This window comes from Thalassospira sp. ABL2_045 (genome assembly GCF_056161285.1).
In genome coordinates this window covers 485,672-511,362 of record NZ_JBSWYV010000001.1, presented here as the reverse complement: position 1 = coordinate 511,362, position 25,691 = coordinate 485,672, and the positions used below count along the sequence as shown (strand labels likewise).

Annotated in this window: 25 protein-coding genes and 1 riboswitch; of the genes, 11 read left to right on the top strand and 14 right to left on the bottom strand. The window is 56.3% G+C overall.

The annotated features are described in order from the left end of the window. Positions 1-19: 19 nt before the first annotated feature. The 5 genes from ACXAIA_RS02400 to tsaD all read right to left on the bottom strand — a co-directional run bounded on the left by ACXAIA_RS02400 (position 20) and on the right by tsaD (position 3,264). Entirely contained in the window at positions 20-355 is a 336-nt protein-coding gene (locus tag ACXAIA_RS02400) for a Rieske (2Fe-2S) protein (RefSeq protein WP_475347938.1), read from the bottom strand. After that, positions 352-765, bottom strand: a complete 414-nt coding sequence (locus ACXAIA_RS02395) for an EVE domain-containing protein (RefSeq protein ID WP_475347937.1) — start codon at positions 763-765, stop codon at positions 352-354. The genes ACXAIA_RS02400 and ACXAIA_RS02395 overlap by 4 nt, the downstream gene beginning before the upstream one ends. A gap of 3 nt (positions 766-768) precedes the next feature. Further along, positions 769-1,047 carry a YciI family protein gene (locus tag ACXAIA_RS02390; protein ID WP_008888584.1) on the bottom strand — a complete coding sequence of 93 codons (279 nt, stop codon included), beginning with the start codon at positions 1,045-1,047 and terminating at the stop codon, positions 769-771. 102 nt (positions 1,048-1,149) lie between these two features. After that, on the bottom strand, positions 1,150-2,154 hold the full coding sequence (locus ACXAIA_RS02385) for an NAD(P)H-dependent glycerol-3-phosphate dehydrogenase (RefSeq protein ID WP_475347936.1): 1,005 nt from the start codon (positions 2,152-2,154) through the stop codon (positions 1,150-1,152). A 51-nt stretch (positions 2,155-2,205) separates the two neighbouring features. Further along, positions 2,206-3,264 carry a tRNA (adenosine(37)-N6)-threonylcarbamoyltransferase complex transferase subunit TsaD gene (gene tsaD, locus ACXAIA_RS02380; RefSeq protein WP_475347935.1) on the bottom strand — a complete coding sequence of 353 codons (1,059 nt, stop codon included), beginning with the start codon at positions 3,262-3,264 and terminating at the stop codon, positions 2,206-2,208. 289 nt (positions 3,265-3,553) lie between these two features. Between tsaD and hemC the strand changes: the two genes are divergently transcribed. Both hemC and ACXAIA_RS02370 read left to right on the top strand, forming a co-directional pair. Then, entirely contained in the window at positions 3,554-4,498 is a 945-nt protein-coding gene (gene hemC, locus ACXAIA_RS02375) for a hydroxymethylbilane synthase (RefSeq protein WP_475347934.1), read from the top strand. A 37-nt stretch (positions 4,499-4,535) separates the two neighbouring features. Continuing rightward, the gene (locus tag ACXAIA_RS02370; protein WP_475347933.1) at positions 4,536-5,255 is read left to right on the top strand and encodes a uroporphyrinogen-III synthase; all 720 of its coding nucleotides are present in this window, start codon (positions 4,536-4,538) and stop codon (positions 5,253-5,255) included. Here the strand turns inward: ACXAIA_RS02370 and ACXAIA_RS02365 are convergent. Further along, the gene (locus tag ACXAIA_RS02365; protein ID WP_475347932.1) at positions 5,231-5,560 is read right to left on the bottom strand and encodes a hypothetical protein; all 330 of its coding nucleotides are present in this window, start codon (positions 5,558-5,560) and stop codon (positions 5,231-5,233) included. The two genes, ACXAIA_RS02370 and ACXAIA_RS02365, sit on opposite strands and share 25 nt — an antisense overlap. Between ACXAIA_RS02365 and ACXAIA_RS02360 the strand changes: the two genes are divergently transcribed. After that, positions 5,559-6,836: a COG4223 family protein gene (locus tag ACXAIA_RS02360; RefSeq protein WP_475347931.1), complete on the top strand. Its 1,278-nt coding sequence runs from the start codon at positions 5,559-5,561 to the stop codon at positions 6,834-6,836. The two genes, ACXAIA_RS02365 and ACXAIA_RS02360, sit on opposite strands and share 2 nt — an antisense overlap. Then, positions 6,833-8,284 (top strand): heme biosynthesis HemY N-terminal domain-containing protein, encoded by a 1,452-nt coding sequence (locus ACXAIA_RS02355; RefSeq protein WP_475347930.1) that lies wholly within the window; start codon positions 6,833-6,835, stop codon positions 8,282-8,284. Before ACXAIA_RS02360 ends, ACXAIA_RS02355 begins: the two co-directional genes overlap by 4 nt. A gap of 76 nt (positions 8,285-8,360) precedes the next feature. Here the strand turns inward: ACXAIA_RS02355 and purH are convergent, their stop codons facing one another. The 4 genes from purH to ACXAIA_RS02335 form a co-directional block, all read right to left on the bottom strand. Next, positions 8,361-9,938: a bifunctional phosphoribosylaminoimidazolecarboxamide formyltransferase/IMP cyclohydrolase gene (purH, locus tag ACXAIA_RS02350; RefSeq protein WP_475347929.1), complete on the bottom strand. Its 1,578-nt coding sequence runs from the start codon at positions 9,936-9,938 to the stop codon at positions 8,361-8,363. Positions 9,939-10,280: 342 nt separating this feature from the next. Beyond that, a complete protein-coding gene (gene hglS / locus ACXAIA_RS02345; protein ID WP_475347928.1) occupies positions 10,281-11,693 on the bottom strand; it encodes a 2-oxoadipate dioxygenase/decarboxylase HglS in 1,413 nt (470 codons plus the stop codon). A 222-nt stretch (positions 11,694-11,915) separates the two neighbouring features. After that, complete coding sequence (locus tag ACXAIA_RS02340; RefSeq protein ID WP_475347927.1) at positions 11,916-13,865, bottom strand: polysaccharide biosynthesis protein; 1,950 nt, start codon at positions 13,863-13,865, stop codon at positions 11,916-11,918. A 127-nt stretch (positions 13,866-13,992) separates the two neighbouring features. Beyond that, positions 13,993-15,003, bottom strand: coding sequence for an MraY family glycosyltransferase (locus tag ACXAIA_RS02335; RefSeq protein WP_475347926.1), 1,011 nt, complete (start codon positions 15,001-15,003; stop codon positions 13,993-13,995). 205 nt (positions 15,004-15,208) lie between these two features. Between ACXAIA_RS02335 and ACXAIA_RS02330 the strand changes: the two genes are divergently transcribed. After that, complete coding sequence (locus tag ACXAIA_RS02330) at positions 15,209-16,555, top strand: RsmB/NOP family class I SAM-dependent RNA methyltransferase (protein WP_475347925.1); 1,347 nt, start codon at positions 15,209-15,211, stop codon at positions 16,553-16,555. A gap of 132 nt (positions 16,556-16,687) precedes the next feature. After that, on the top strand, positions 16,688-17,353 hold the full coding sequence (rpe, locus tag ACXAIA_RS02325) for a ribulose-phosphate 3-epimerase (protein ID WP_475347924.1): 666 nt from the start codon (positions 16,688-16,690) through the stop codon (positions 17,351-17,353). Positions 17,354-17,439: 86 nt separating this feature from the next. Here the strand turns inward: rpe and ACXAIA_RS02320 are convergent, their stop codons facing one another. After that, complete coding sequence (locus tag ACXAIA_RS02320; protein WP_475347923.1) at positions 17,440-17,703, bottom strand: DUF1674 domain-containing protein; 264 nt, start codon at positions 17,701-17,703, stop codon at positions 17,440-17,442. 246 nt (positions 17,704-17,949) lie between these two features. On the opposite strand from ACXAIA_RS02320, the gene ACXAIA_RS02315 reads away from it, so the two are divergent. The 5 genes from ACXAIA_RS02315 (at position 17,950) to ACXAIA_RS02295 (ending at position 23,429) form a co-directional block, all read left to right on the top strand. Beyond that, the gene (locus ACXAIA_RS02315) at positions 17,950-20,319 is read left to right on the top strand and encodes a Tex family protein (RefSeq protein ID WP_475347922.1); all 2,370 of its coding nucleotides are present in this window, start codon (positions 17,950-17,952) and stop codon (positions 20,317-20,319) included. A 123-nt stretch (positions 20,320-20,442) separates the two neighbouring features. After that, a riboswitch (TPP riboswitch) is annotated at positions 20,443-20,548 on the top strand. A 70-nt stretch (positions 20,549-20,618) separates the two neighbouring features. Next, the gene (gene thiM / locus ACXAIA_RS02310; protein ID WP_475347921.1) at positions 20,619-21,428 is read left to right on the top strand and encodes a hydroxyethylthiazole kinase; all 810 of its coding nucleotides are present in this window, start codon (positions 20,619-20,621) and stop codon (positions 21,426-21,428) included. Then, entirely contained in the window at positions 21,425-22,069 is a 645-nt protein-coding gene (gene thiE, locus ACXAIA_RS02305) for a thiamine phosphate synthase (protein ID WP_475347920.1), read from the top strand. Before thiM ends, thiE begins: the two co-directional genes overlap by 4 nt. A gap of 118 nt (positions 22,070-22,187) precedes the next feature. Then, a complete protein-coding gene (locus ACXAIA_RS02300; RefSeq protein ID WP_475347919.1) occupies positions 22,188-22,526 on the top strand; it encodes a hypothetical protein in 339 nt (112 codons plus the stop codon). Positions 22,527-22,823: 297 nt separating this feature from the next. Continuing rightward, positions 22,824-23,429 carry a superoxide dismutase gene (locus ACXAIA_RS02295; RefSeq protein WP_475347918.1) on the top strand — a complete coding sequence of 202 codons (606 nt, stop codon included), beginning with the start codon at positions 22,824-22,826 and terminating at the stop codon, positions 23,427-23,429. Between the two features lie 69 nt (positions 23,430-23,498). Here ACXAIA_RS02295 and ACXAIA_RS02290 read toward each other — a convergent pair whose 3' ends face one another. The 3 genes from ACXAIA_RS02290 to amaB form a co-directional block, all read right to left on the bottom strand. Further along, entirely contained in the window at positions 23,499-23,777 is a 279-nt protein-coding gene (locus ACXAIA_RS02290; RefSeq protein WP_475347917.1) for a type II toxin-antitoxin system RelE/ParE family toxin, read from the bottom strand. After that, positions 23,774-24,031 (bottom strand): CopG family ribbon-helix-helix protein, encoded by a 258-nt coding sequence (locus ACXAIA_RS02285; protein ID WP_475347916.1) that lies wholly within the window; start codon positions 24,029-24,031, stop codon positions 23,774-23,776. The genes ACXAIA_RS02290 and ACXAIA_RS02285 overlap by 4 nt, the downstream gene beginning before the upstream one ends. 124 nt (positions 24,032-24,155) lie before the next feature. Continuing rightward, on the bottom strand, positions 24,156-25,655 hold the full coding sequence (amaB, locus tag ACXAIA_RS02280) for an L-piperidine-6-carboxylate dehydrogenase (RefSeq protein WP_475347915.1): 1,500 nt from the start codon (positions 25,653-25,655) through the stop codon (positions 24,156-24,158). Positions 25,656-25,691 lie beyond the last annotated feature (36 nt).

Below are 25,691 nucleotides of genomic sequence, written 5' to 3'. Positions count from 1 at the left end.
GGATGGATATGACTGACGATCAGGCCAGAACGACCTGATCGTCTTTTATTTTCACCGCAACCGGTTCAAGCATATCGCCCGTGCATGGACCGGATACGCATTCGCCATCTTCGATGCGAAAACGTGCGCCATGGGTCGAACAGATGATTTCATCGCCAAAATCGCTGATAAATTCATCCGGCTCCATATCCAGTGGCACGCCGATATGCGGGCAGCTGTTGATATAGCCAAAGACGTCATCGCCACTGCGCACAACAAAGATGCCGGTGCCGCCAAGATTAAGACCCTTGGCACCCGTGGCATCAAGATCGCTAAGCATGCAAAGTACTGTGCCGGCCGACGGCAAATCACTCATGGATCGACCCCGCCCATTTCACAGATCGCAGCCCATGACACGCCGTCAATCGGCATCACCGACAAACGCGATTGTTTGAGCAAGGCAAGATTGGCAAAGCGCGGATCGGCCTTGATATCGGCAAGGGTCACCGGCGTTTTCAACGGCTTGACCGTTTCGAAATCCACCTGGACAAACTTGCCCTTTTCATCGGTCGGGTCCGGGTAATATTCGCGCACCACTTCGACAATTCCGACAATGCGTTTTTCATTCACCGAATGGTAAAAGAACGCCTTGTCGCCAATCTTCATCGCACGCAGGTTCTTGGCGGCCTGATGGTTACGCACACCATCCCAGCCTTCGACACCCTTCTTGACCTGGTCGTCCCACGACCAGCTTCCCGGTTCGGTTTTGACCAGCCAGTATGCCATGGATCAGAAGACCTTTTTGAACGGACGGATGACAACGGATTCGAACAGTCCCGCCTTGGCATAGGGGTCGTTGGCGGCAAATTCGCGCGCATCTTCGATGGCATCAAACTCGATGATAAAGACCGAGCCATTCATGCCTTCCATATCAGGATCAAGGGTCGGACCCGCGGCAACGATACGATCAGCAAAACCGCCCTTGATATAGGCCAGGTGGTCTTCGCGATTGGCCTTACGCACATCAAGGTGGCCGGGCTTGTCAACGCAACGGATATAGAAATGCATGAACGGTTTCCTGCTTCTTTATGGGATCAATGTCCGTAAACTGCCAGAAGCCCCGTGTATTCTCAAGCCGAACCGCGTCACACAAAACCGTGATGACGGGATTTAGTCGGCGTTTTCAAGCTCGTCACGGAAGGGGCGCTGCAACAGGGCATTGATCGTGCTGCGCAGATCGGCATCGTGATTGGCCACCTGATCAACCGCCGCACAGATCGGCATTTCCACACCATATTTGCTGGCAACCGCTGTGATGGATGCTGCGGTATGAACACCTTCCGTCACAGATCGACGTTCAGCCAGAATGTCTTGCGCCTTGCGGCCTTCGCCCAGGGCAACGCCAAAGGTGTAGTTACGTGACAGCGTCCCGGTACAGGTCAGGGTCAAATCCCCAAGCCCCGCAAGCCCCAGCATGGTTTCAACCCGACCGCCCATGGCTGCTGCCAGGCGTGACATTTCGGCAATCCCGCGCGTAATCAGGGCCGCGCGCGCATTATCTCCCAGCTTCAAGCCGGCCACCACGCCACTGGCAATCGCCAGAACGTTCTTGATGGCACCTGCCACTTCAACACCAGCCACATCGGTGCTGAAATAGGGTCGGAATTCCGGCGTTCCGATCAACTCGACCAGCCGTTTGCCAAGCGCGCGATCTTCGCAGGCAAGCGTAATCGCCGCCGGCAAGCCAACTGCAACTTCCTGCGCAAAGGTCGGACCAGATAAAACCGCAACCGGCACATCGCCAAGCGTTTCGGAAACCACCTGCGCCATTAGGGCTCCGGTTTCCTTTTCAATGCCCTTGCAGCAAATCACCGCCGGGAGCTGATCTGGCCAATGGGTCGACAATTTGGTCAGGGTTTCGCGCAAATGCTGTGCGGGAGTGACCAGCAAGACCGCCTCGGAGTCGCGCAAGCCCTCAACGTGGGTGGTTGCACGAAGTGCGCCCGGCAATTCGATACCGGGCAGGTATAGATCGTTCTCCCCCGTGGTATTGATCTGGTCTGCAAGTTCTTCATTGCGCAGGATCAGTTCGACATCTTCGCCGGCCCGCACAGCTTGCACGGCCAGGGCCGTTCCCCAGGCACCGCCACCCACAACTGTAATGCGCTTTTTCATGATCAAAATTCCGGCAAAAGATGAAGTCGTGCAGTAATTCGGATGGAAGCTTTACGCCTTAACCCCGGCCCCCGGACGTTTGGGCGCTTCGGGATCAAGTGGCCAGCGCGGACGCGGCTTGAAATCAAGATCATCGCATTCCCCCAGACGGAAACGTTCAAGCCCGGCCCAGGCAATCATTGCGGCATTATCGGTACACAGATTAAGCGGCGGCGCGACCAGCTCCATACCCGCCTGATCGGTCAGTTCCACCAGACGTCCGCGCAGATATTTGTTTGCTGCAACACCGCCCGCAAGCACCAGCGTCTTGCCACCAGGATAATCGCGCATGAATTCAAACACGGCATTACGCGCCCGATCAATCAGGGTATCGCCCACTGCCCGCTGGAAAGATGCGGCAAGATCGGCTTTAACTTCCCCGGTCTGTTGTTCGACCGGGAAACTGTCGAGATAGGTCCGAACTGCGGTCTTGAGGCCCGAGAAGGAAAAATCACAGCCCGGCCGCCCACGCAGCGGGCGCGGCAACCCGAAGCGGTTCGGGTCGCCCTTGGCGGCAATTTTTTCAAGTGCCGGGCCACCGGGATAACCAAGCCCCATCATCTTGGCGGTTTTATCAAACGCCTCACCAACCGCGTCATCAATGGTCGTGCCGATACGCTTGTACTTGCCGACACCCTCGACAATCAGCACCTGACAATGGCCGCCAGACACCAGCAACAGTAAATAGGGAAAAGCCACATCATCAGTCAGACGGACGGTCAATGCGTGGCCTTCGAGGTGATTAACGGCAAGGAATGGCTTTTGCGCCGCAAAGGCAATCGCCTTGGCGGTCATGGTGCCGACCATGACACCCCCAATCAGCCCTGGCCCACCGGTGCAGGCCACAGCATCAAGATCATCAAAATCGACACCGGCGTCATCCATGGCCTCGGCCACCAGACGGTCAAGATGTTCAAGATGGGCGCGCGCGGCGATCTCAGGCACAACCCCGCCATAGGGGCGATGATCATCAAGCTGGGACAAAACACGGTTTGCCAGAATTTCGCGCTTGTCATTCACAACAGCAGCGGCTGTTTCATCACAGCTTGTTTCGATACCCAGAACGATCATGATCCTGATCCGTTTACCAACTCTGCCGACATGCGCGACAATCGGAATCCTATTACAGGCGTGCCGATGATGTAGCGGAAAGTTTCTGCGCTTTCCACCCCCGTGCTGTGCAACGGCCATATGCAGTTATCGCGTTTCGCAAGCTTTGCGAAGTTTTTGACCCGCGACCTAAATCAATGCAGCTGAATTTCGAGCAATTACAATCAGCGAAAATTCACACCATTTGTCGGGGTCACCCGGCGTCCCGCAGACCTTGTTTTTAAACATTTTTAAGACTAAGACTTCATCCATGACAGATACAGCAAAACTTCGCATCGGCACCCGTGGTTCGCCCCTCGCTCTGGCGCAGGCACATGAGGTCCGTGACAGACTGGCAAATACCCATCCGGAACTTGCCGAAGAAGGCGCGATTGCCATTACCGTGATCACCACCACCGGCGACAAGATCCTTGATCGTGCCCTGTCGGAAATTGGCGGCAAAGGCCTGTTTACCAAGGAAATCGATGACGCGCTTCTGGGGGGCGAGATTGACCTTGCTGTCCACAGCATGAAGGATGTGCCAACGGTTCTGCCCGATGGCATGATCCTGCCGACCATTTTGCCGCGCGAAGATGTCCGCGATGCGTTTATTTCGCTGAAATATAAAAGCTTTGCCGAAATGCCGGCGGGCTCCGTGATCGGATCGGCGTCCCTGCGTCGTCAGGCGATGATCTTAAACAAGTTCCCCGACCTCAAGGTCGTGACCTTCCGCGGCAACGTTCAGACCCGCCTGCGCAAACTGGGCGAAGAACAGGTTGATGCAACGCTTCTGGCCATGGCCGGTCTGAACCGACTGGGACAGCCCGACATCGCCACGGCGCCGATTTCCGAAGACGAAATGCTGCCCGCCGTTGCACAGGGTGCCATCGGCATCACCATCCGCGAAAACGATACGCAGAGCAAAAATTGGATCTCTGTCCTTCATTGCGAAACATCCGCCGTTCGGGTGACGGCAGAGCGTGCAGCCCTTAAGGCGCTTGATGGATCATGCCGCACCCCGATTGCGGCCCTGGCCGAATTTCAGGATGATGGCAGCCTGCGCCTGCGCGTATCGATCGTCCGCCCGGATGGCAGCGAACGCCTTGATACCGAACGCATGATTGCCAAGCCAGACATGGTAACGGCAAGTGCGGCGGGCACGGACGCAGGTGAAGAGCTTAAGCAACGCGGCGGACCGGATTTCATTTCCGCCTGAGTAGGATCAGGACCCTTGGCAACAGACAGGGACGCAGATGGGACCCTTGGTACTAAATACCCGGCCCGATACCGACTCTGCCGACCTTTTGGCCGCGCTTGATAGGCGCGGCTTCCGCCACCTGTCTGCGCCGATGCTCAATATTACTCTCCCGACACCGGTCGCCCCGCTTGATATTACCGCCTATCAGGCTGTGATTTTCACATCGGCCAACGGCGTACGGGCCTTTTCCAAACTGAGCGATGACCGGTCGCTTCCGGCCTATTGTGTTGGCGATGCCACAGCGCGCGAAAGCCGAGCATATGGCTTTGACAATGTCCATTCGGCCAATGGCGATATCCATGATTTGGCCGCGCTGATTCGCAAAATGGTTGATCCCACGCGCGGACCGCTTTTCCATCCGGCGGCCCGCAAAACGGCAGGTGATCTGGGTCAGATGCTGTTGGCTGATGGATACAGCGTTGATCGGCAAACCGTCTATGAAGCAAGGGAAAGCAGCGCGCTTCCAGAAGAGGTTATTGAGGCCCTTCGCGGGCATCATGTTGAAGCTGTTTTATTTTTCTCTCCCCGCACTGCGGAAACCTTTGTTAAGCTTGTCCGCAGCTATAAGCTTGAGAGAGACTTGTCGGGAACGAGCGCGATTTGCCTGAGTCCGGCGGTGCAATCGAAGATATCCGATCTTACATGGCATAGAACGCGCGTTGCATCACAACCGACACAAGAATACCTTCTTTACGAGCTAGGGTCCCTGTCGTGATGGCTTCCTGCGCCTGACGCCGTTTTGGGAATAACCGCAAACTGCAATGGTCTGATCGTGAAAACACCAAAAACGCCAAAAACCAATGCTTCCGCAAAATCGGCCGATACCAAAAAATCGTCCGATACCATTTCCGTCGATAGCAAAGGCAATGCGGACTCGACCACGAAAAAGGCCGAGACCAGCACTGCGTCGAAGTCCAGCGTGTCAAACGCCGGAACGACCAAGTCTGGAAACAACGACACGTCAAAGGGCAGCAGCGCTGCCAACAAAACAGGTCCCGCCAGTGGCGCAACCAGCAGCATGGCAAAGGCGGATCCCAAGGATTCCAAGTCCGCTGATAGTGCAAAGACTGCTGCAGCCAAGCCGGCAGCTTCACCAAAACGCAAAAGCAGCGGTGGCGGCAAAGCCCTGTTCCTGTTTGTGATCATTATTGTTGGTGCCCTTGCAGCAGGTTGGCTGACACGCGCAATCTGGTGGCGCGACGCCCAGCCGGTCCTGGCACAATATGTCCCAAGCGACATCCTTGCTGAAATCACGCCAGAGGGCCTTGGTCTGGATACGACATCCGGCAGCGAAATCACTGCCAACAATACGCCGACCGATAGCGGTTCTTCGGATAGTGCAACCCTTCCCGAACCCAGCGAAGATGCCGGCATGGCCGAGGCGGATGACGGCGCACTCGCAACCGAAGAAATGCTGCCAAGCGCCGGCGAAGACAGCGCATCCACCGCAAATGCCGAGCCGATCCCGGACGGGTCGGTTGTGATTGACCCGGACCTGACCGAACGCCTGTCACGTCTGGAAGGCACGATTGACGCCCTTCGCGAACGCCTGAACAGCGAACGTGGCGATACGCTGAATAACACGGTTGCACGCCGCATGGCCGAGATCGAAACCCGCACCGCCCCGATCGAGGAACTGGCACGGGTTGAAAGCGAACTGGCCGGTGTCGCCAATGAAATGCGTGAATTGTCTGCCCGCCTGTCGACCATGGAAGAAGAAATCCGTGCGACCAGTGGCCTGCGCGTCGAAAGTCGTGGTCAGGCAATTGCCATGGCCGTCACCATCCTGCGTGATGCCCTTCAACGTGGTGGGCCCTTTGTCATTGCGCTGAACCAGCTTGAACGCAGTGCTGGTGATGACGAAGTGATCGCAGAACAAATCGAAATCCTGAAACCGCTGGCCGAACAAGGTGCACCGACGCTTGAAAAACTGCGTCAGTCCTTCCCGGTCATGGCACAGGAAGCTGTTGCTGCTGCCACCGATGATCATTCGGGCAGTGTGCTTGATGCGACCTGGGCAAATATCAAGAAACTGGTTCCGATCCGACGTGTTGATGCCGCCGGCGAGGAATCGCTTGAGGGGCGTCTGGTTTTGGCCGAAAACGCCCTTGCACAGGATGATCTTGATGCTGCTGTCACCGCCCTTCAGGGGGTTGAAGGCGATCATGCGGCCGCTGCCGTCAGTGACTGGCTGCGTGCGGCTGAAAACCGCCAAACCCTGAATGAATCGATTGCAACGCTGAGCGCGCATGCAATTGGCATTCTGACCAGTACGGGTCCGGAGGGCAGCCAATGATCCGCCTTCTGACCTTTATCCTGATCACCGCTGCACTGGTTTTCTGTACCGTCTGGTTTGCCGACAATCCGGGTCGCATGACGATCGTCTGGCTGGGCTATCGCTTTGACGGATCGATTGGCATGGTCGCGCTTGGATTGCTGGCGCTGACCGCTGTTCTGGTATTGCTATGGCGCGGTTGGACGATCATTGCCAATTCACCGGGCTCGCTTGGCCGCCTTCTGGGCAGTCGTCGCCGCAAGAAAGGCCAGCAGGCCCTGACGATGGGCTTGCTTGAGCTGGCATCGGGTGATGTGCGTCAGGCCCTCCGTCATACAAGGGCAGTCGACCGCTATCTTGAATATGACACCCTAACAAGGCTTCTGACCGCGCAGGCAGCAGAGCTTGATGGCAACAATGACGCCGCCAAACGTCAGTTCGAAGCCATGCTGGAAAAACCCGACTCTGCCTTTTTCGGGCTGCGTGGTTTGTTACAGCTTTCCCTGAAAGCAGATGATCGCGAAGCTGCCCTTGATTACGCTGAACGCGCACATCGTCTACGCCCGCGCAACCCGGCTGTGATCGTGACGCTGTTTGACTTGCTGCTCACATCCAAACGCTGGGATCGGGCGCTTGGTCTGTTGGTTGATGCCCAAAAGGCATCGGTCTTCAGCGAAGAAGAACTGACCCATCGTCGCGCCCTTTTGATTACGGCAAAGGCCGAAGACGCCATTGCGGCTGGCGAAAATACCGAGGCGATCAAACTTCTACGCAAGGCGCTTAACTCTGCTGCTGACTTCACCGGTGCCGCCGTGCTTCTGGCTGGCCTGTATCGTGATCTGAAGCAGGATGGCAAGGCACGTGACGTCGTTACCCAAAGCTGGCGAACAGCCCCATCTGCCGCGTTGGGGGCGATTTTCCGTGAAACGCTGACCGGTGATCCGTTGGCAAAGGTCAAATCGGTTGAAAAGCTGGTTGCCAACAACCCCACCCATGTCGAAAGCCAGATCGTTTTGGCCGAAGCCGCCCTTGAAGCCGATCTTTGGGGCATTGCACGCAGCAACATCGAAAAGGCCATGGCGACCAAGGCCGAAGCACGCCATTACCGCCTGCTGGCTGATCTTGAATTGCGCGAAAACCAGGACGGTGCGAAGGCGCGTGAATTGCTGATCAAGGCAAGCCATGCCAACCCGGATCCGGATTGGCGTTGCGGCGCCTGCGGGGCTGAGACCGATCGCTGGGTTGTTTCCTGCCCGTCCTGCCATTCCTTTGGCAGTGTTGAATGGCGTGCCCCGCTTCGTGTCCATCAGGACGAAAGCACCAAGGCTGAGGCAAAACCGGAAACCACAAAGCCGTCTGCGATTGCATCAACCGGCACCGTGATTGATCAGGAAAATGACGGGGATGACCCCAAAGACTCGTCACCAGCTGGTGACAGCAAAGACAGCAAAGCAACCGTTCAAGCCTGATTTTCCATTCTGATCCGACCAATAAAAAACCCCGCAAGGCATCCTTGCGGGGTTTTGCTTTGAAAGTCCGAACCGCCTAGTGGCGGAAATGACGCATGCCGGTAAAGACCATGGCGATGTCATTTTCATCGGCTGCTGCGATGACTTCCTCGTCACGCATGGAACCGCCCGGCTGGATCACTGCCGTGGCACCCGCCTTGACCGCGGCCAGAAGGCCATCGGCAAACGGGAAGAACGCGTCAGAAGACACGACCGAACCCTGGGTACGCAGATCACCTTCACCAGCATTTTTGCCAGCTTCTTCGGCTTTCCATGCTGCGATGCGCGAGCTATCCACACGGCTCATCTGACCGGCGCCGATGCCAACGGTTTTGCCATCTTTGACATAAACGATGGCATTCGATTTGACGTGCTTGCCAACGCGGAAGGCAAACAGAAGGTCATCAAGTTCGTCCTCGGACGGCTTGCGCTTGGTAACAATCTTCAGCTCTTCACGTTTGACACGACCCGCATCACGGTTCTGAAGCAGGTAACCACCCGCAAGCGAGCGCAAGGTCATGTCTTCACCTTCCGGATCGGCCATGCCGCCGGTGACCAGAAGACGCAGGTTTTTCTTCGCTGCCAGAACTTCCTTGGCGGCGTCATCTGCATCCGGGCAGATCACGACTTCGGCAAACAGTTTGGCGATTTCTTCGGCGGTTTGCTTATCAAGGGTGCGGTTGACCGCGATGATGCCGCCAAAGGCCGATACCGGGTCACAAGACAGCGCCTTGTGATAGGCATCAATCAGGCTTTCGCCCTCGGCAACGCCGCACGGGTTGGCGTGCTTGATGATCGCAACCGCCGGCTTTTCATCGAATTCGGAAACAAGTTCGAACGCAGCATCGGTGTCATTGAGGTTATTGAATGACAGTTCCTTGCCCTGCAGCTGAGTCGCGGTGGAGACACCCGGGCGGTTTTTGCCATTGGTGTAGAACGCGGCCTGCTGATGCGGGTTTTCGCCGTAACGCAGTGTCTGTTTCAGTTCGGCAGAAACATTCAGACGCTGCGGGAAGGTTTCACCAAGTTCACCGGCAAACCAGCTTGAAATCGCTGAGTCATAGGCGCCAGTACGGGCGAACGCCTTGGCGGCAAGAACGCGGCGGGTCTCAGCAGTTGTGGCACCCGCATTATCATTCATCTCGGCAACGACGCGGTCGTAATCGGACGGATCGACAATTACGGTAACCGATTCATGGTTCTTGGCCGCAGAACGGATCATGCTCGGCCCGCCGATATCGATGTTTTCGATGCAGGTGTCGAAATCGGCACCCTTGGCAACGGTTTCTTCGAACGGATAGAGGTTCACACAAACCAGATCGATCGGGGAAATGTCGTTATCTTCCATCGCCTGCATATGCCTGGAAAGAGAACGGCGGCCCAGAAGGCCGCCGTGAATCTTCGGATGAAGAGTCTTGACACGACCGTCCATGATTTCGGGGAAGCCGGTGTGATCGGCAACTTCCTTGACCGGCACGCCAGCGGCTTCAATCGCCTTGGCAGAGCCGCCAGTCGACAGGATTTCAACACCCTGAGCGTGGAGGGATTTGGCAAATTCGACCAGACCGGTCTTGTCGGAAACGGAAATAAGCGCGCGCGCAATACGAGCAGTCATTGGGTTCGCTTTCATGCATCAATGTGATGAAGGTTGCGGACCCATTGATGATATATCGGCCCACAAAATCAGGAATGCGCATGGCTGCTCGTGCATGCGAAATGACAGTGTTGCGGGCAAACCGGCCTTCAAACGGGATCGAAAAACAACGTCTCCGATCCGGGCCGACACATGATCAATGAGTCCGAACCATGTTTCGCGCGGAGCTTTAGCATGTGCGGCGCAAAATGTGGACCCCGAATTCTTGCATGGCGGCTTTCTCGGCGCGTTGAAGCAACTTTACAGGCAACCCAAAACGGGGCAGCATCATGCCACCCCGCTTATATTTGGCCCAGTTATAGATCAGGCTACGTTTTTGCGTACACCAAGTGCTTCAAGTGCTGCGTTTAGTGAGTCTTGCTCCAGCCCCGCATACAGGGCGAGTTCATCACCAACCGCTGCCCCAAGGCATTCCTCGAACACATCCTGATTGGACTGTTCGGAATAGTTCTTCTGCTCATCACTGCCGAGGTTGGACTGGAAAATTCCGGCGGCACTGACCGGCAGGAAATCCTCATAAATGATCGGATCGGCGCGCAGATAGCCCTGATCCACCAGTTCATTGACCGGGGTAGCCGGATCAAGGTCACCCTTTTTGGCCGTATTCAAACCCGCCTTGGTCGGGCGATAGCGGAAGAAGGCCAGCTTCTCGACACGAAGCGTCTCATAATCATCGGGAAAAGCCAGAAAACGTTCGGCCAATTCGGTTTCGTAATCCCGTGCATTAGACCCACCGGCATTGATCTGCACGGCTTGGCGGGTCGTGGCCAATAGCGTGTCATAAAGCTTGCGACCCTCAGCCGTCAGGGCAATGCCGCGCTGCTCGATCTCGCCAAAGCGCGCAGTGTGGGTGCCCACGGTTTCATCACGGTCATCGCCAATGAAATTCACCCGTTCTTCAAGTGCCTTGAAGCTGGTCTGGCGCAGCAGGATCGGGCAGGACCGCGCAGGCGGGCCTTCGACGATTGCCTTTGGCGTAATGCCACGTTTTGGCATGTCCTGCTGCACGGCGTCGATATCAAGGGTGCGCGGGGTCAGGTGGTTGATATGCGGACCTTTGAAACAGACAACATCGGCAATCAGACGATGGGCATCATGAAGCTTCTGATAGGTTTCCAGCGTTACGGTCGCATCACTATGCCAGCGGAAGGTTTCCAATGCCTCGGCAACGAACTGCTCGGCCTGATTACGGGTCAGACCGCCATTTTTCTCTGCCAGATAAATCAGCTTGATGGCATCCGGGGTAAAGATCTCGCGCTTGGCGAGGATGCTCTCAGCCTGACTGCGCAGGTCTTCGTCTTCGATCAGTTCAAGACGCAGGAGCGAGGTAAAGACACGAAACGGATTGCGTTTGAGCGCTTCCTCGTCAATCGGGCGAAATGCGGTTGAATGCACCGGCACACCGGCAACAGACAGATCGTAATACCCCACCGGATGCATGCCCATGACGGCAAACAGGCGGCGCATATTGAAAAGCTCTTCGGGTTTGCCAAGCCGGATCGCGCCGTGGCGCTCCAGATCAATCCGCTCAAGCTCGCCATTGTGTTCCAGGCTTTCGGCAAGCTTGGGATCGGCGTCGAGCTTGGTCTGATTGATCTCGGAGACCAGCTCCATCAGGGTGCCATATTGCGGCACTTCGCTGCGATACATGTCAGACATCGCGCTGGAAAACATCGAACGGATTTCATCAGGATGGACAAAGGCGTCTGTCGACATGGGGCCTCCAAAAGACGGGATCATATTGAGCCAGCGGAATGACCTTGCCAGGCAAGATCATTCCCATTCATCATCAGAATGGCAAAATATGACCCGCTTTCGGGCATGACAAACGACAATTTGGCACGAATTCATTCCATAAAAGAATGAATGTGCAGATCGCTGAAACAAAAGTCGGAAATGAGTTCAGACATATTTGAGAGCTGAACGTGTGGAGCAGTCTTAGGACGCCGTCTCGGTTTCGCTGCCCTTGTTATCGGCAAAGATCGACTTCACCCCGATCTCTGGCGGCTGAAATTCCGGCACCAGCTGGCTGATCAGTTCCAGCGTTTTTGTTGTGTTGCGGTTGGTCGCACTGTCTTCGAGCGCATCAAACACCTGCTTGATCAGAGCATAATCCACCACACGCGGGGCTGCCAAAAGCACCCCGTCTGTTTCGGTCGGCACCGGGGGTTCGGAATCATGGAAAAGCTCTTCATAAAGCTTCTCACCCGGGCGCAAGCCGGTAACCTTGATTTCCACATCCTTGTCGGGCTGCAGACCCGATAGCAGGATCATCTGGCGGGCCAGATCAACGATCTTGACCGGACGGCCCATATCAAGAACGAAAATCTTGCCACCTTCAGTCACCCCATGGCGCCCGAGTTCGGCTGATTGCAGAACAAGCTCCACCGCCTCGGCGATGGTCATGAAGTAACGCGTGATGCCTTCGTGGGTGACCGTCAGCGGCCCACCGGCCTCCAGCTGGCGCTTGAACAACGGCACTACAGATCCGGTCGAGCCCAGAACATTGCCAAAGCGCACAGTAACAAAGCGGGTCGATCCACGCTGATCAAGCGGCAAGGTCTCCAGCGCCTGACAATAGCATTCCGCCAGTCGTTTTGAGGCCCCCATGACATTGGCCGGATTGACCGCCTTGTCGGTCGAGATCAGGACCATCGTCGCGACACCTGCAGCACGACATGCCTCGGCCACATTACGTGTGCCAAGCGTGTTGGTCAGAATGCCTTCATTGGGATTGTGTTCGACCAGCGGCACATGTTTGTAGGCCGCCGCATGGAAGACGATTTCGGGTTTGTAGCGTTCAAACACCTGCCCGATCCGGGTTTGATCACGAACATCGCCAAGAATGCTGTCACGCGGCAGATCGGGATATTTTTCCGCCATTTCCATATCGATGGCGTAAAGCTGAAACTCCCCGGCATCAAGCAAGGTCAGGCTTCTTGGGCCATAAGATGCGATCTGACGCACCAGTTCCGAGCCGATTGAGCCACCGGCACCGGTGACCAGAACCCGTTTGCCGACAATCATTTCACGCACGCGATCCCGATCCAGTCGCGCTTGCGGGCGGCCGAGCAAATCTTCAATTGCGACCGGGCGAATTTGCAGCGGATCAGCAAGCCCTTCGCGCAAATCACCGAGCTTTGGCAGGCGGGCCAAAGTCATGCCGTAACGATCTGCAATCTCGACCCACTTGGCGTTGTCTTCATGGCGGAGCGCATCGCCGCTCAAAACCAATCGGCGCGGCAGGCCATATCTGCCCTTTTGCAGTTTCTGAATGACGTCTTCGAGCTGATCGACGGTCGCCAGAACATCAACACCGTGCATATTCCGCCCGACGCGGCCTTTTGTCAGGGAAACGATGCCAATCACCCTGAATGGGGTATCTGCAGATCGTTCGGTTTCGCGGATGAAGGCTTCGGCCTCATCCCCGGCCCCGATCAACAGAACCGGCAAGCGTGACGTGCCCTGGCGCACCAGTGCACGGGCCGTCGATTTATCCTTGGCAATTCGATAGGTCAGACGCGACCCACCCAAAAGCGCCATCAGCAAAAACCACTGAATGATCGGTGCCGAACGCGGCATCCAGTCCAGGCGTGTGGTCAGAAACAGAACAAGGAAAAGAACAGCCACCGCAACCGAGACCGCCTTGGCAATCCGGATCACGTCATTAAGCGACGCATACCGCCAGATGCCGCGATACAGCCCGAAATACCAGAAGGACACAGCCGCAATCAGCGTAAAGATACCTGCCGAAAACAGAATATTATGCGGCGCATAGTAAACCACGCCGTCACCCACCCGCAGGTACAATGCCAGCGGGAAGGAGATTGCCGCCATGAAGATGTCATGGGCAAAGGCGATGTGGCTTCGCTGAAACGATCGCAGCATGCGGTCCCTTATTCGCAAGGTTTCTGTTTTTATAAGGATATACCCGCTTTGCGACTGGCGGATAAGGCTTTCTTTTCGCGCCCTGCCCCGATCAAGTCAAGCAGTGCACGCATCGGAAGATCGGATATTACCCCGCGCTCCCGCGCACCGGCATACGCAGCATCATACCGACCAATCCAAGCACAACAATCAGTGCGGCAATCACCCGCATCCAGTCGGGTGTGTCGCTCTGGGCAAAACAAACACCAATCAGAACAAGGTTGCTGATCAGGATCATGACCGACACCCGGGCATGCGAAAAACCGCGCTGGGTGGCCTTTTGATAGAAATGCTCACGATGGGCCTGCCAGATTTTCTCACGCCGCAAGGCCCGCTTGATCAGAGTAAGTGTCGCGTCAAACAGGTAATAGGACGGCAGGATAAGCGCGATGGCCCAGGCCCCCTCGGACGCGACCTTTAACAACAGCCAGCCCAGAACAAAACCCAGCGGGATTGATCCGACATCACCAAGAAACAGCTTCGCCGGATGCCAGTTCCAGATCAGGAAACCGATCATGATCGCAAGGATACCAAGCCCGATATAGCCGAGCCCGATGAATTGCGGCAGCGGCACAAAAAGGGCGAGGATAAAAATCCCAAGACCGATCGATCCGGCCTCGACCCCGGTAATGCCATCAATCCCGTCCATGAAATTGAACAGATTGATGAACCAGACCCAGGCCAACAACACCAACACATGATCCAGCCAGACCGGCACCAGCCCGCCCAGAACCGGTTTATCAAGCGCAAACATGCCAATGATGACGGCAAGAAATTGCAGGGCAAAACGCTTGGCGGCAGACAAATCATGGCGATCATCAAGCCAGCTGAGCAATCCAAGCCCGGCACAGGCAGCCAGCATCAGCCATTCACCAATTCCCGTCACACCGGTCATGGCAAAAACACCGGCAACCAGCACAATCAGAAGCGGCGTTACGGCAAGCCCGCCACCGCGCGGAGTGGGCACAACGTGACTGGAACGGTGGTTGGGCATATCAAGGATGGCCTTGCGCCGCAGATAGTTCAGCACCCCCCATGTCAGCAACATCGAGCCGATCAGAAAGATACTTGCAAAGGTCGCAAGTCCAGCAAAAGTCATCGTTGGGTCGCCCTTGTCCCTGTCCCCGCCAGATTGATCCGTCTGGATTAGCCGGACCGATTGCCCATCGCAAGGCTTTTCACCCGATGAATGCCTTATGCCCAAGCTCACAACGCAGCCATGTCGCGCAAAACCAAGCTTGATGCTTTACAGTTTGCCATGCTGGGCTTAACTACAGCACATAAACCGAAACCGGAGATATCCTTTGGCAGAACGTCGTTCCCGTCCATCCCAGCGCAACGCCCCCCGCAAACAGGCGGTCGAGGCCCCGGATCCGCGCATGCTTGCGCTCAAGACCCTGCAGGAATTGCGCGGCGGTGAAGTGACACTGGATGAACTTCTGTCAAAGCATGGTTATGGCCTGCCGTCGCTTGATCGCAATTTCCTGCGTCAGTTGCTTGGCACCACGCTACGCCATCTGGGTGAAATTGATGCGGTGCTTGCCCCGCGCTATCAACCGCCGCAGGATCGGGTTGCCGCACGCCTGACCAACATTCTGCGTCTGGGTGTCGCGCAGCTTTTCTTTATGGATACGTCCGATTACGGCGCAGTCGATAGTACGGTCAATCTCGCGCGTGATGCGGGTTTGCATAAATACACCAAACTGATCAATGCCGTTCTGCGCGGCTTGCAACGCGATGGCTTTGAATGGCCAGAAGGTGTCGAAGACTGGCAGCTCAATATCCCGGCCTGGCTACGCGGATCCTGGAAAAAGGCCTATGGCGCGGAAACCGCGCAGGGCATCGCCGAATCCTGCCTTGGTCACGCGATGCTCGATCTGTCGATCAAGGATCGCACGCAATCGGCCGATTGGGCTGAAAAAATGGACGGCTTGGTCCTGCCGACCGGATCGGTACGGCTCGAACCAGGCCGACGCATTCGCGATCTCCCCGGCTACAAGGATGGTGAATGGTGGGTTCAGGATGCGGCCGCGGCCATCCCGGCAACCCTGTTTTCGGCGTACAAAGACAAAACCATCTATGACCTTTGCGCCGCGCCGGGTGGCAAGACCATGCAGTTGGCTTCCCTTGGCGCCAGCGCGATTGCCGTGGATAAATCCGAAGGCCGTCTTAAGCGTGTTTTCGAGAACCTTGAACGTGTCTCGCTGGGTGCCGCGGTTGTCACCGGCGATGCCACCGACCTGGCGCCCGATACGCCGCGCGCTGATGCGGTATTGCTTGATGCACCCTGCTCGGCTACCGGCACCATTCGCCGCCACCCGGACATCCTGCTGCGTCAGAATGACAAGCTGCTGCAATCGCTTCTGCCGATCCAAAGCAAACTTCTGCGTCAAGCCGACAAGCTTTTGAATGTTGGTGGAGAGCTCATCTATTGCACCTGTTCGCTACAACCCGAAGAGGGCGAGTATCAGGTAAAATCCTTCCTTGCCGATCATCCGAATTATGAACGCAAAGCCATCACCACCGATGAACTTGGTGGTTGGGATGAGGCGATCAACGATGCCGGTGAATTGCGCATTCTGCCGATCCACATGGCCGATTTTGGCGGCATGGATGGCTTTTTCTGCGCCCGACTTGTCAAAAAGTCCTGATTTTCGACCACAAGATCAGGCTTTTGCGCACACAAGGCAGCCATGAGTCCCATTCGGGTGACATGGGGGGCATTCTGGGGTATGAAGGCCGCGAATTTCCCGTATCCCATATCGCTTCAGGACCTGTGACGCATGACCACGTCGAACATTAAAATCGCACCTTCGATCCTTTCGGCCGATTTCGCCCAGCTTGGCGTTGATGTCCGCGCTGTTGATGAAGCCGGTGCCGACTATATCCACATTGATGTGATGGATGGTCACTATGTACCGAACATCACCATTGGCCCGGATGTGGTCAAGGCGCTGCGCCCACACAGCGACAAGGTGTTTGACGTACATCTGATGATTGCACCGGTCGATCCGTATATCGAAGCATTTGCCAATGCCGGTTCCGATATCATCACCATCCATGCCGAAGCCGGTCCGCACCTGCATCGCTCGCTGCAGCTGATCAAGTCGCTGGGCAAAAAAGCCGGCGTGTCACTGAATCCGTCGACCCCGGAAAGTGTGATTGAATATGTCATGGACATGGTCGACCTGGTTCTGGTCATGACCGTGAACCCGGGCTTTGGCGGTCAGAAATTCATTCCAAGCCAGCTTGAAAAGATCAAACGCATCCGCAAGATGATCGAAGCCACCGGCCGCGACATCGACCTTGAAGTCGATGGTGGCGTAAACCCGGAAATCGCGCCTCAGGTGATCGAAGCCGGTGCCAATGTTCTGGTTGCAGGCTCCGCCACCTTCAAAGGTGGTCCGGGTGAATATGCCAACAACATCAAGGCTATCCGCGGTGCCTAGTTCGCAGACGCTTTGATGCCCTGAAAAGACAAAAGGCCGGAGCATTTTGCTTCGGCCTTTTTCGTATCTGGGTTCAAACGCTGCGATCAGAAATCGATGCAGCGGCCCTTGTTTTCCCAATCCCCGAAGCGGGTCGGTTCGGGGCCTTTGGGCCCACCGATTTCGCGCGCTTTGGCGGCGGCTTCCTTGGCGGCCTTGGCCTCATTCAACGCATTGATCGCATCCTGAGACAGCTTGGGTGCTTCCTCTGCCCCGGCGATCTCGTCAGCTACCGAATTGGTATCGGCCTGCGGTTCTGCCTTTTCCTTGGGAACTTCGTGAATGACGGTTTCGCGGAACTTTCCGGCCATTCGGCTTCTCCTGCTGTGGGCTTGGCCCGATAAATCACATTTGCCAAAGAAATAACCTGCGTAATCCCGATCAGCAAGTCCGCTGGGCCATGGGCAAAAGCACGGACAAACCCATGTGATTTCAGGCCTTTGGAATCAAACAGGGAATCCTGATGTGAGTGCGTCCGAAAAATTGAGAAAAACAGACTCTTTTCGAGGACGCGCAAAGCCGCTATTCCAAGCATACGAGCAAAACAAGGAGAAACCATGCGTCCAATTCCCCAGCGTATCGCCGAAGAACTTTCGGTTCGTCCGGAACAGGTCATTGCCACCATCGAGATGCTCAATGAAGGCTCCACCGTTCCGTTCATCGCCCGTTACCGCAAAGAGAAAACCGGCGGGCTTGATGATACCCAACTTCGTACGCTGGAAGACCGCCTGCGCTATCTGACCGAGCTTGAAGAACGCCGCGCATCGGTGCTCGAAAGCATTCGCGAACAGGAAAAGCTCACCCCGGAACTTGAAGCCCAGATCAACGAGGCCGATACCAAGACCCGTCTTGAAGATTTGTATCTGCCCTACAAGAAAAAGCGCCGCACCAAGGCCCAGATCGCCCGCGAAGCCGGGCTGCAGCCGTTGGCCGATAGCCTGTTCAACGAACCAACCCTTGATCCGGAAACCGAGGCAACCAAGTTTGTCGATGCCGAAAAGGGCGTGGAAGACACCAAGGCCGCCCTTGATAGCGCGCGCCAGATTCTGATGGAACGCTTTGCCGAGGACGCCGACCTTGTTGCCAAGCTGCGTGACCATTTGTGGAATGAGGGTGAAATCACCGCGTCTGTCATCGAAGGTAAACAGGCCGAAGGAGCGAAATTCTCGGACTATTTCGAGCATTCCGAAAAAATCAAAACCTGCCCGTCGCACCGCGCACTGGCCCTTTTCCGCGGGCGCAATGAAGACATCCTGCAGTTGAAACTGACCCTTGGCAAAGAAGACGAAGACCGTCCGCGTAGCCAGCCGGGCCGGGCCGAAATCATGATCGCCGCCCATGTCGGCATTGCGGACAAGGGACGTGCGGCTGACAAGTGGCTGATGGATACCGTGCGCTGGACATGGCGCGTCAAACTGTCGCTGTCGATTGAGCTTGATCTGTTTGGCACGTTGCGCGATTCCGCCGAAGAAGGTGCGATCAAGGTGTTTGCCGACAACCTCAAGGACCTGTTGCTGGCCGCACCTGCCGGGCAAAAGGCCACCATGGGGCTTGATCCGGGTGTGCGCACCGGGGTCAAGGTTGCGGTGGTGGATGCCACCGGCAAGCTGGTCGATACCGCAACGGTTTATCCCTTCCAGCCGCGCAATGACGTTGAAGGGGCACTTAATACCCTTGCCGCCCTGGCATCCCGTCATCAGATCGAACTGATCGCGATTGGCAATGGCACCTTTTCACGTGAAACCGACGAGCTTGCCGGTCAGCTTCTGAAACGCTTTCCGGCCCTTAAGGCCACCAAAGTCATCGTCAATGAGGCCGGCGCGTCGGTTTATTCCGCATCCCAGTTCGCAGCTGAAGAATTCCCCGATCTTGACGTGTCACTGCGCGGGGCGGCATCGATTGCCCGCCGTCTGCAGGATCCACTGGCAGAACTGGTCAAGATCGAACCGAAGTCGATCGGTGTCGGGCAGTATCAGCATGACGTATCGGAAACCAAACTGGCCAGATCACTTGATGCGGTGGTTGAGGATTGCGTGAACGGTGTGGGTGTTGACCTTAATACCGCCTCCATCCCGCTTCTGACCCGTGTCGCTGGCCTGACAGAGACGCTGGCACGTAATATTGTCGGCTATCGCGACTCCAATGGCGCGTTCCAGTCGCGTACCGACCTTAAAAAGGTCGAGCGTCTCGGGCCAAAGGCGTTTGAGCAGTGTGCGGGTTTCTTGCGTATTCGCGGGGCGACCAACCCGCTGGATGCATCGGCCGTACACCCGGAAGCCTATCCGCTGGTCGAAAAGATCAGTACCAAGGCCGCCAAGCCACTGGCCGATCTCATCGGGGATTCGGGCTTTATCAAAACACTTCGGGCCGAAGATTTCGCCGATGACATATTTGGCGTGCCGACCATCCGCGACATCATCGCCGAACTCGATAAGCCCGGCCGTGATCCGCGCCCGGAATTCAAGACCGCCAAATTCACCGAGGGTGTCAATGAGATCAAGGACCTGCGCACCGGTATGAAGCTTGAAGGCACGGTCACCAACGTGACAAACTTTGGCGCGTTCGTGGATATCGGCGTGCATCAGGATGGCCTTGTTCATATCTCGCAGCTGGCCGACAAGTTTGTCGAAGACCCTCGTCAGGTGGTCAAGGCCGGTCAGATTGTCTCGGTCACCGTCATGGAAGTCGATGCACCGCGCAAACGCATCGGGCTTTCGATGAAATCAGCCCCCGATTACGAAGGGACGCGTGAAAAGCGCGCGGATAATCGCGGTGCGGCACCGCGTGGCGGCAACCGGCCGCAGCATTCATCGGGTAATCGCCCTCAAGGCGGTGGACAGGGCCGCGGCAATTCCGGGGGCAATTCCGGCGGAGACGGGGGTGCGATGGCAGCGGCACTCAAGGCCGCGATGGAACGTCGCAAGTAGGCTGGCCCACGAAATTGAAACGATGGAAACGGCGGGATGGGCAGATGCCATTCCGCCGTTTCTGATTTGCCGGGCGCGTGCCATCGGATGAATTGACAGAATGCGCAATAAAACCCATGTTGAGCACTCACCAAGGGGAGCCCCGACAGGGGGCTGAGAAACTGCCGCGCAGTGACCCTTTGAACCTGATCCAGTTCATACTGGCGTAGGGACGGTGCGAACGCGGACCACGACGTTCTCCATCTTTCCGACTTCGAACTGGGTCTCCAACCGCAAAAGTTCTGCATTGGAGCCTCGACATGACGACCGTAATTTCCCAGACCGCGACTGATCTGTTTGAGCGCATGCGTGCGATCAATCCGTTAGTGCAATGCATCACCAACTATGTCGCGATGAATTATGCCGCCAATGTCCTGTTGGCAGCCGGTGCCTCGCCCGCCATGGTCCACACACCTGAAGAATCCGGTGAATTTGCCGCCATTGCCGGTGCGCTTACCGTCAATATCGGCACCCTGTCACCCAACTGGGTCGATGGCATGATTGCGGCTGCCAAATCGGCCAATCAGGCCAGCAAGCCATGGGTGCTTGATCCGGTGGCCCATTTTGCCACCGGTTATCGCCGCGGCACTGTGGCAGAACTTTTGAAACTCAAACCCACCGTCATTCGTGGCAACGCATCGGAAATCATCGCCCTTGGTGGCGGTCAAAGTGCCGGTCAGGGCGTTGATAGTGGTGATCCGGTCGAACAGGCAGAAGAAGCCGCACGCAGCCTTGCGAGTGCACAAGGTTGCGTTGTTGCGGTTACGGGCGAGGTCGATTTCGTCACCGATGGCGCGCGTTCGGTGCGCATTGCCGGCGGTTCGGGCCTGATGCCGAAAATCACCGCTACCGGGTGCTCGCTGACCGCCCTTGTCGGTGCCTATGTCGCCGTTGCCCCCGATCAGGCGTTTGAAGCCACCATTGCGGCCCTTGGCAACTTTGCCGTGGCCGGCGAGATCGCGGCGAAGACGGCAAACGGCCCGGCATCCTTCATGACTGCCTTTATTGATGGCCTGCACAATCTTGACGGTGAAACCTACGCCAAGAACCTTCGGATCGATCCGCAATGACGTCCTTTGATCTGTCGCTCTATCTTGTGCTTGATCCTGATCTGTGCCGGGACCATTCGATGGTGGAAACCACCATGGCCGCGATTGCCGGCGGGGCCACCATCATTCAGCTGCGCGACAAGGAGGCCGGAACTGACGGCCTCATTCGCGTTGGCCGGGAATTGATGCAGGCGATGGAAGGCACAAATGTGCCACTGATCGTCAATGACGATATCGACGCCGCCATTGCGATTGGCGCGCATGGGTTGCATGTCGGGCAGGATGACATGCCATCGCAAATCGCGCGCGAACGCCTTGGCCCGGACAAGATCATCGGCCTGTCGATCGAAAGCGAAGAGGTCGCGCAAAAGGTTGACCGCACCATTGTCGATTATGTCGGCATCGGCCCGGTATTTGCTACACCAACCAAGCCAGACCACAAACCGGCCATCGGGTTTGACGGGCTGGAAAGGCTGGCGCGGATGGTTGGCCTGCCCTCGGTCGCGATTGGTGGGCTTAAAGGGGAGCATGTCCTGGCCGTCCTTGAAAGCGGTGCGGATGGGCTGGCGGTTGTGTCCGCCATCTGTGGGCAGGCTGATCCGCAAAAGGCCACCGCAGATATCGCAGAAAAGCTTAGATCAGCGCGGGGGCATCTGGCCTAGCGGGCGGAAACTTGTGCGCGCCAGACGCATGGCTGCCACGCCCCAAGTGATGCTATCGGCACGGAAATGCCCCATTTGCGCCGTTAATTTTTCGGCTTCGCAGTTCAGATTACTACGCATGAACCAAGCACAACCGCGCGAGGAAGACATGCTTAGATCTCTGCGCAGCAAGCCGGTTGCCATTGCCTTGATTGGTCTTATGACGATCACGACAGCCGCGCTGGCTGCAATCAAATCTGCACCGAAACCAACCACGGACAGCGTCACCATTCATTCTGAAATGGCCAAGGGTGAAGTGACACTCAGCCATCAGGAAGACGGCACTGTTGCGATCAAACGCGATTGCGTCCGTTTCCCGTGCAAGATCGACATCTCCGCGCTCAAGCGTGGAGAATATGACGTTACCCTTACAAATGGCGACGAAAGCCAGAAGATGGTCGGACTCTATAAGGAATAGGCAGAACTGCCTGTTTCCATGTCCGGCCTTGTCAAAAATTTCCGCGATTTACGGGAACGTTTTTGGCACAGGAATGTTCATCATATATCGATCTATCAAAAGGTAACGCAGCCCCGCATTGCATAAACGCCAATGCGCGCTAGATAAAAGATCGCAGGTAACGCGCCTGATGCACCGATCACGCCTGCAACAAAGCTTGCCAACATGTTGCACGGGATTTTCACTTTTATCAAAGGCGCAAAAAGGGATATGTTGCGTTACCGCACAGATTAATAATGAAAGTCGAGGAACTGTATCATGGCATTTGAACTCCCAGCACTTCCGTATGCATATGACGCGCTTGCACCGGTCATGTCGTCTGAAACTCTCGAGTTTCACCATGACAAACACCACAACGCCTATGTTGTGAACGGCAACAAGCTGCTCGAAGGTTCGGGCCTTGAAGGCAAGTCGCTTGAGGAAATCGTTGTTGCTTCTTATGGCGACGCTTCCAAAGAAGGCCTGTTCAACAACGCGGCCCAGCACTGGAATCATATCGAGTTCTGGCAGATGATGAAGGGCAATGGCGGCGGCGCCATCCCGGGTGAACTCGAAAAGAAAATCGTTGAAGATTTCGGCTCTGTCGATGCCTTCAAAGAAGCCTTCATTCAGGCTGGCGTCACCCAGTTCGGTTCGGGCTGGTGCTGGCTGGCAATGGATAAATCCGGCAAGCTGGTCGTGACCAAAACCCCGAACGCGGAAAACCCGCTTGTTCACGGTCAGACCCCGCTGCTCGGTTGCGATGTTTGGGAACACTCCTACTACATCGACTACCGCAACGCGCGCCCGGATTATGTCAAAGCCTTCCTCGACAGCCTGGTAAACTGGGAATATGTCGCAGAGCGCTTCTCCAAAGCTGGCTAATCTGCCCAAGCTTTGTGACGAGATTAAAGAAAGCGGTCCCTTCAGGGGGCCGCTTTTTTATTTTCAGAATTATTCAGGCCACCGGCGCGAAGCATGCAACACCGCGATGACGGTGATCGCCCCATCATCAATTGCATAAGCAACCAGATAAGGTGTGCCGTTTACAATCATTTCGCGCGTCTCGGCAACCCGGCCAACCCGCCCAATAAAAGGATGGGTTGCCAGCTGTGAAACCGATCCTGAGATCAACTGATAGGTCTTGAGCGCCGCAGTCGGATTGCGGTCATCAATATAATCAAGAATGGCTTTCAGGTCTTCGACAGCCCTGCTGTCCCAGACAATTCTCATCGTGCCTTCTTGCCAGCAAACCGTTCGTCAAATTCGGCCAGCACATCCTCATGATCAACAAGCGTCGCATTACCAGAAGCGATACTTTGGGCACGTTCGGCAATCAGTTCCACTTGCCATTCTTGATGATCGGCAAACTGTCTTAGCGCATCATTGATGATACTGGACCGTGTTTGACCAAAGGCATCGGCCAACTTGTCGAGACGTTCGCGCAACGCAGGATCAACCCGGACTGCCAAGGTATCCTTGCTCATGATCGTTCCTTCCGACTGGAAAATGTTTGCAAGGTAATACAACGTATTCTACTGCAAAATAGCGCAAAGAAAAACCCCGCCAGCGAACCGGCGGGGTTTGGATCAAACCAGATTGATTGTCTGATCAGATATCGAATTTGATGCCCTGAGCCAGCGGCAGCTCGCGGGAATAGTTGATGGTGTTGGTTGCGCGGCGCATGTAGCCTTTCCACGCGTCCGAACCGGACTCACGACCACCACCGGTTTCTTTTTCACCGCCGAAGGCACCACCGATTTCCGCACCGGACGGGCCGATATTGACGTTGGCGATACCGCAATCGGAACCAACCGAGGACAGGAACAGTTCGGTTTCGCGCAGATCGGTCGAGAAGATGCACGACGACAGACCCTGCGGGACGTCATTCTGAAGCGCAATGGCTTCTTCAAGGGTCTCGTAGGTCATGACATAGAGGATCGGTGCGAAGGTTTCGTGCTTCACGGTGTCGGTCTGACCCGGCATTTCAACAACCGACGGGGTGACATAGAACGCGTTCGGGTATTCCGATTCCAGGGTACGCTCGCCACCATGTACGGTGCCACCATCCTTCTTGGCATTGCCAAGGGCGGTCTGCATGCTGGTGTAGGCTTCTTCGTCGATCAGCGGACCAACAAGGGTACCATCAGCCAACGGATCGCCAATCGAAACCGACTTGTACGCGGCAATGATTTTCGGCAGCAGCTGATCCTTGACGTCCTTGTGGACAATCAGACGACGCAAGCTGGTGCAACGCTGACCGCAGGTGCCAACAGCAGAGAACACAACCGCACGCACGGTCATGTCGAGATCGGCCGACGGGGTCACGATCATGGCGTTGTTGCCGCCAAGTTCAAGAATGGTACGGCCAAAACGCTCGGCAACGCGCGGGGCAACTTCACGGCCCATGCGGGTCGAACCGGTTGCCGAAATCAGCGCGACGTCACGGCTGTCGGTCATGATTTCACCGATTTCGCGATCACCGACAACGACCTGGTGCAGATTGGCCGGGGCATCACCGAATTTGGCAATCGCCTTTTCGAGGATCTTCTGACACGCCATGGCGGTGACCGGTGTCTTTTCCGACGGCTTCCAGATCACGGCATTGCCGCAAGCCAGTGCAAGGGCGGTGTTCCAGGCCCACGGTGCAACCGGGAAGTTGAACGCGGTGATCAGGCCAACAACACCCAACGGATGCCAGTTTTCCATCATTTTGTGGCCCGGACGTTCGGACGCGATGGTCAGGCCATAAAGCTGACGCGACAGGCCAAGGGCAAAGTCGCAGATATCGATCATTTCCTGAACTTCGCCAAGACCTTCCTGATAGATCTTGCCGCATTCAAGCGACACCAGACGGCCCAGCGGTTCCTTGGCGGCACGCAGTTCATCACCCAGAAGACGCACCAGCTCGCCGCGACGCGGGCCCGGCATCTGACGCCATGCGCCGAATGCCTTTTTGGCATTGCCGATCACATCGGTCATCTCGGCCGGAGTGGTTTCGGTAACACTTGCGAATTCCGAACCGTCGACCGGGGTCTGAACACTGAGCGTGCCATTGGCAATCTCGGCTTCGGACAGACCAAGTTCGGTCAGAATGGATTTGTAGCTCACAGTAAAACTCCCTTTGTTTTAAACTTTCCGGCGCGG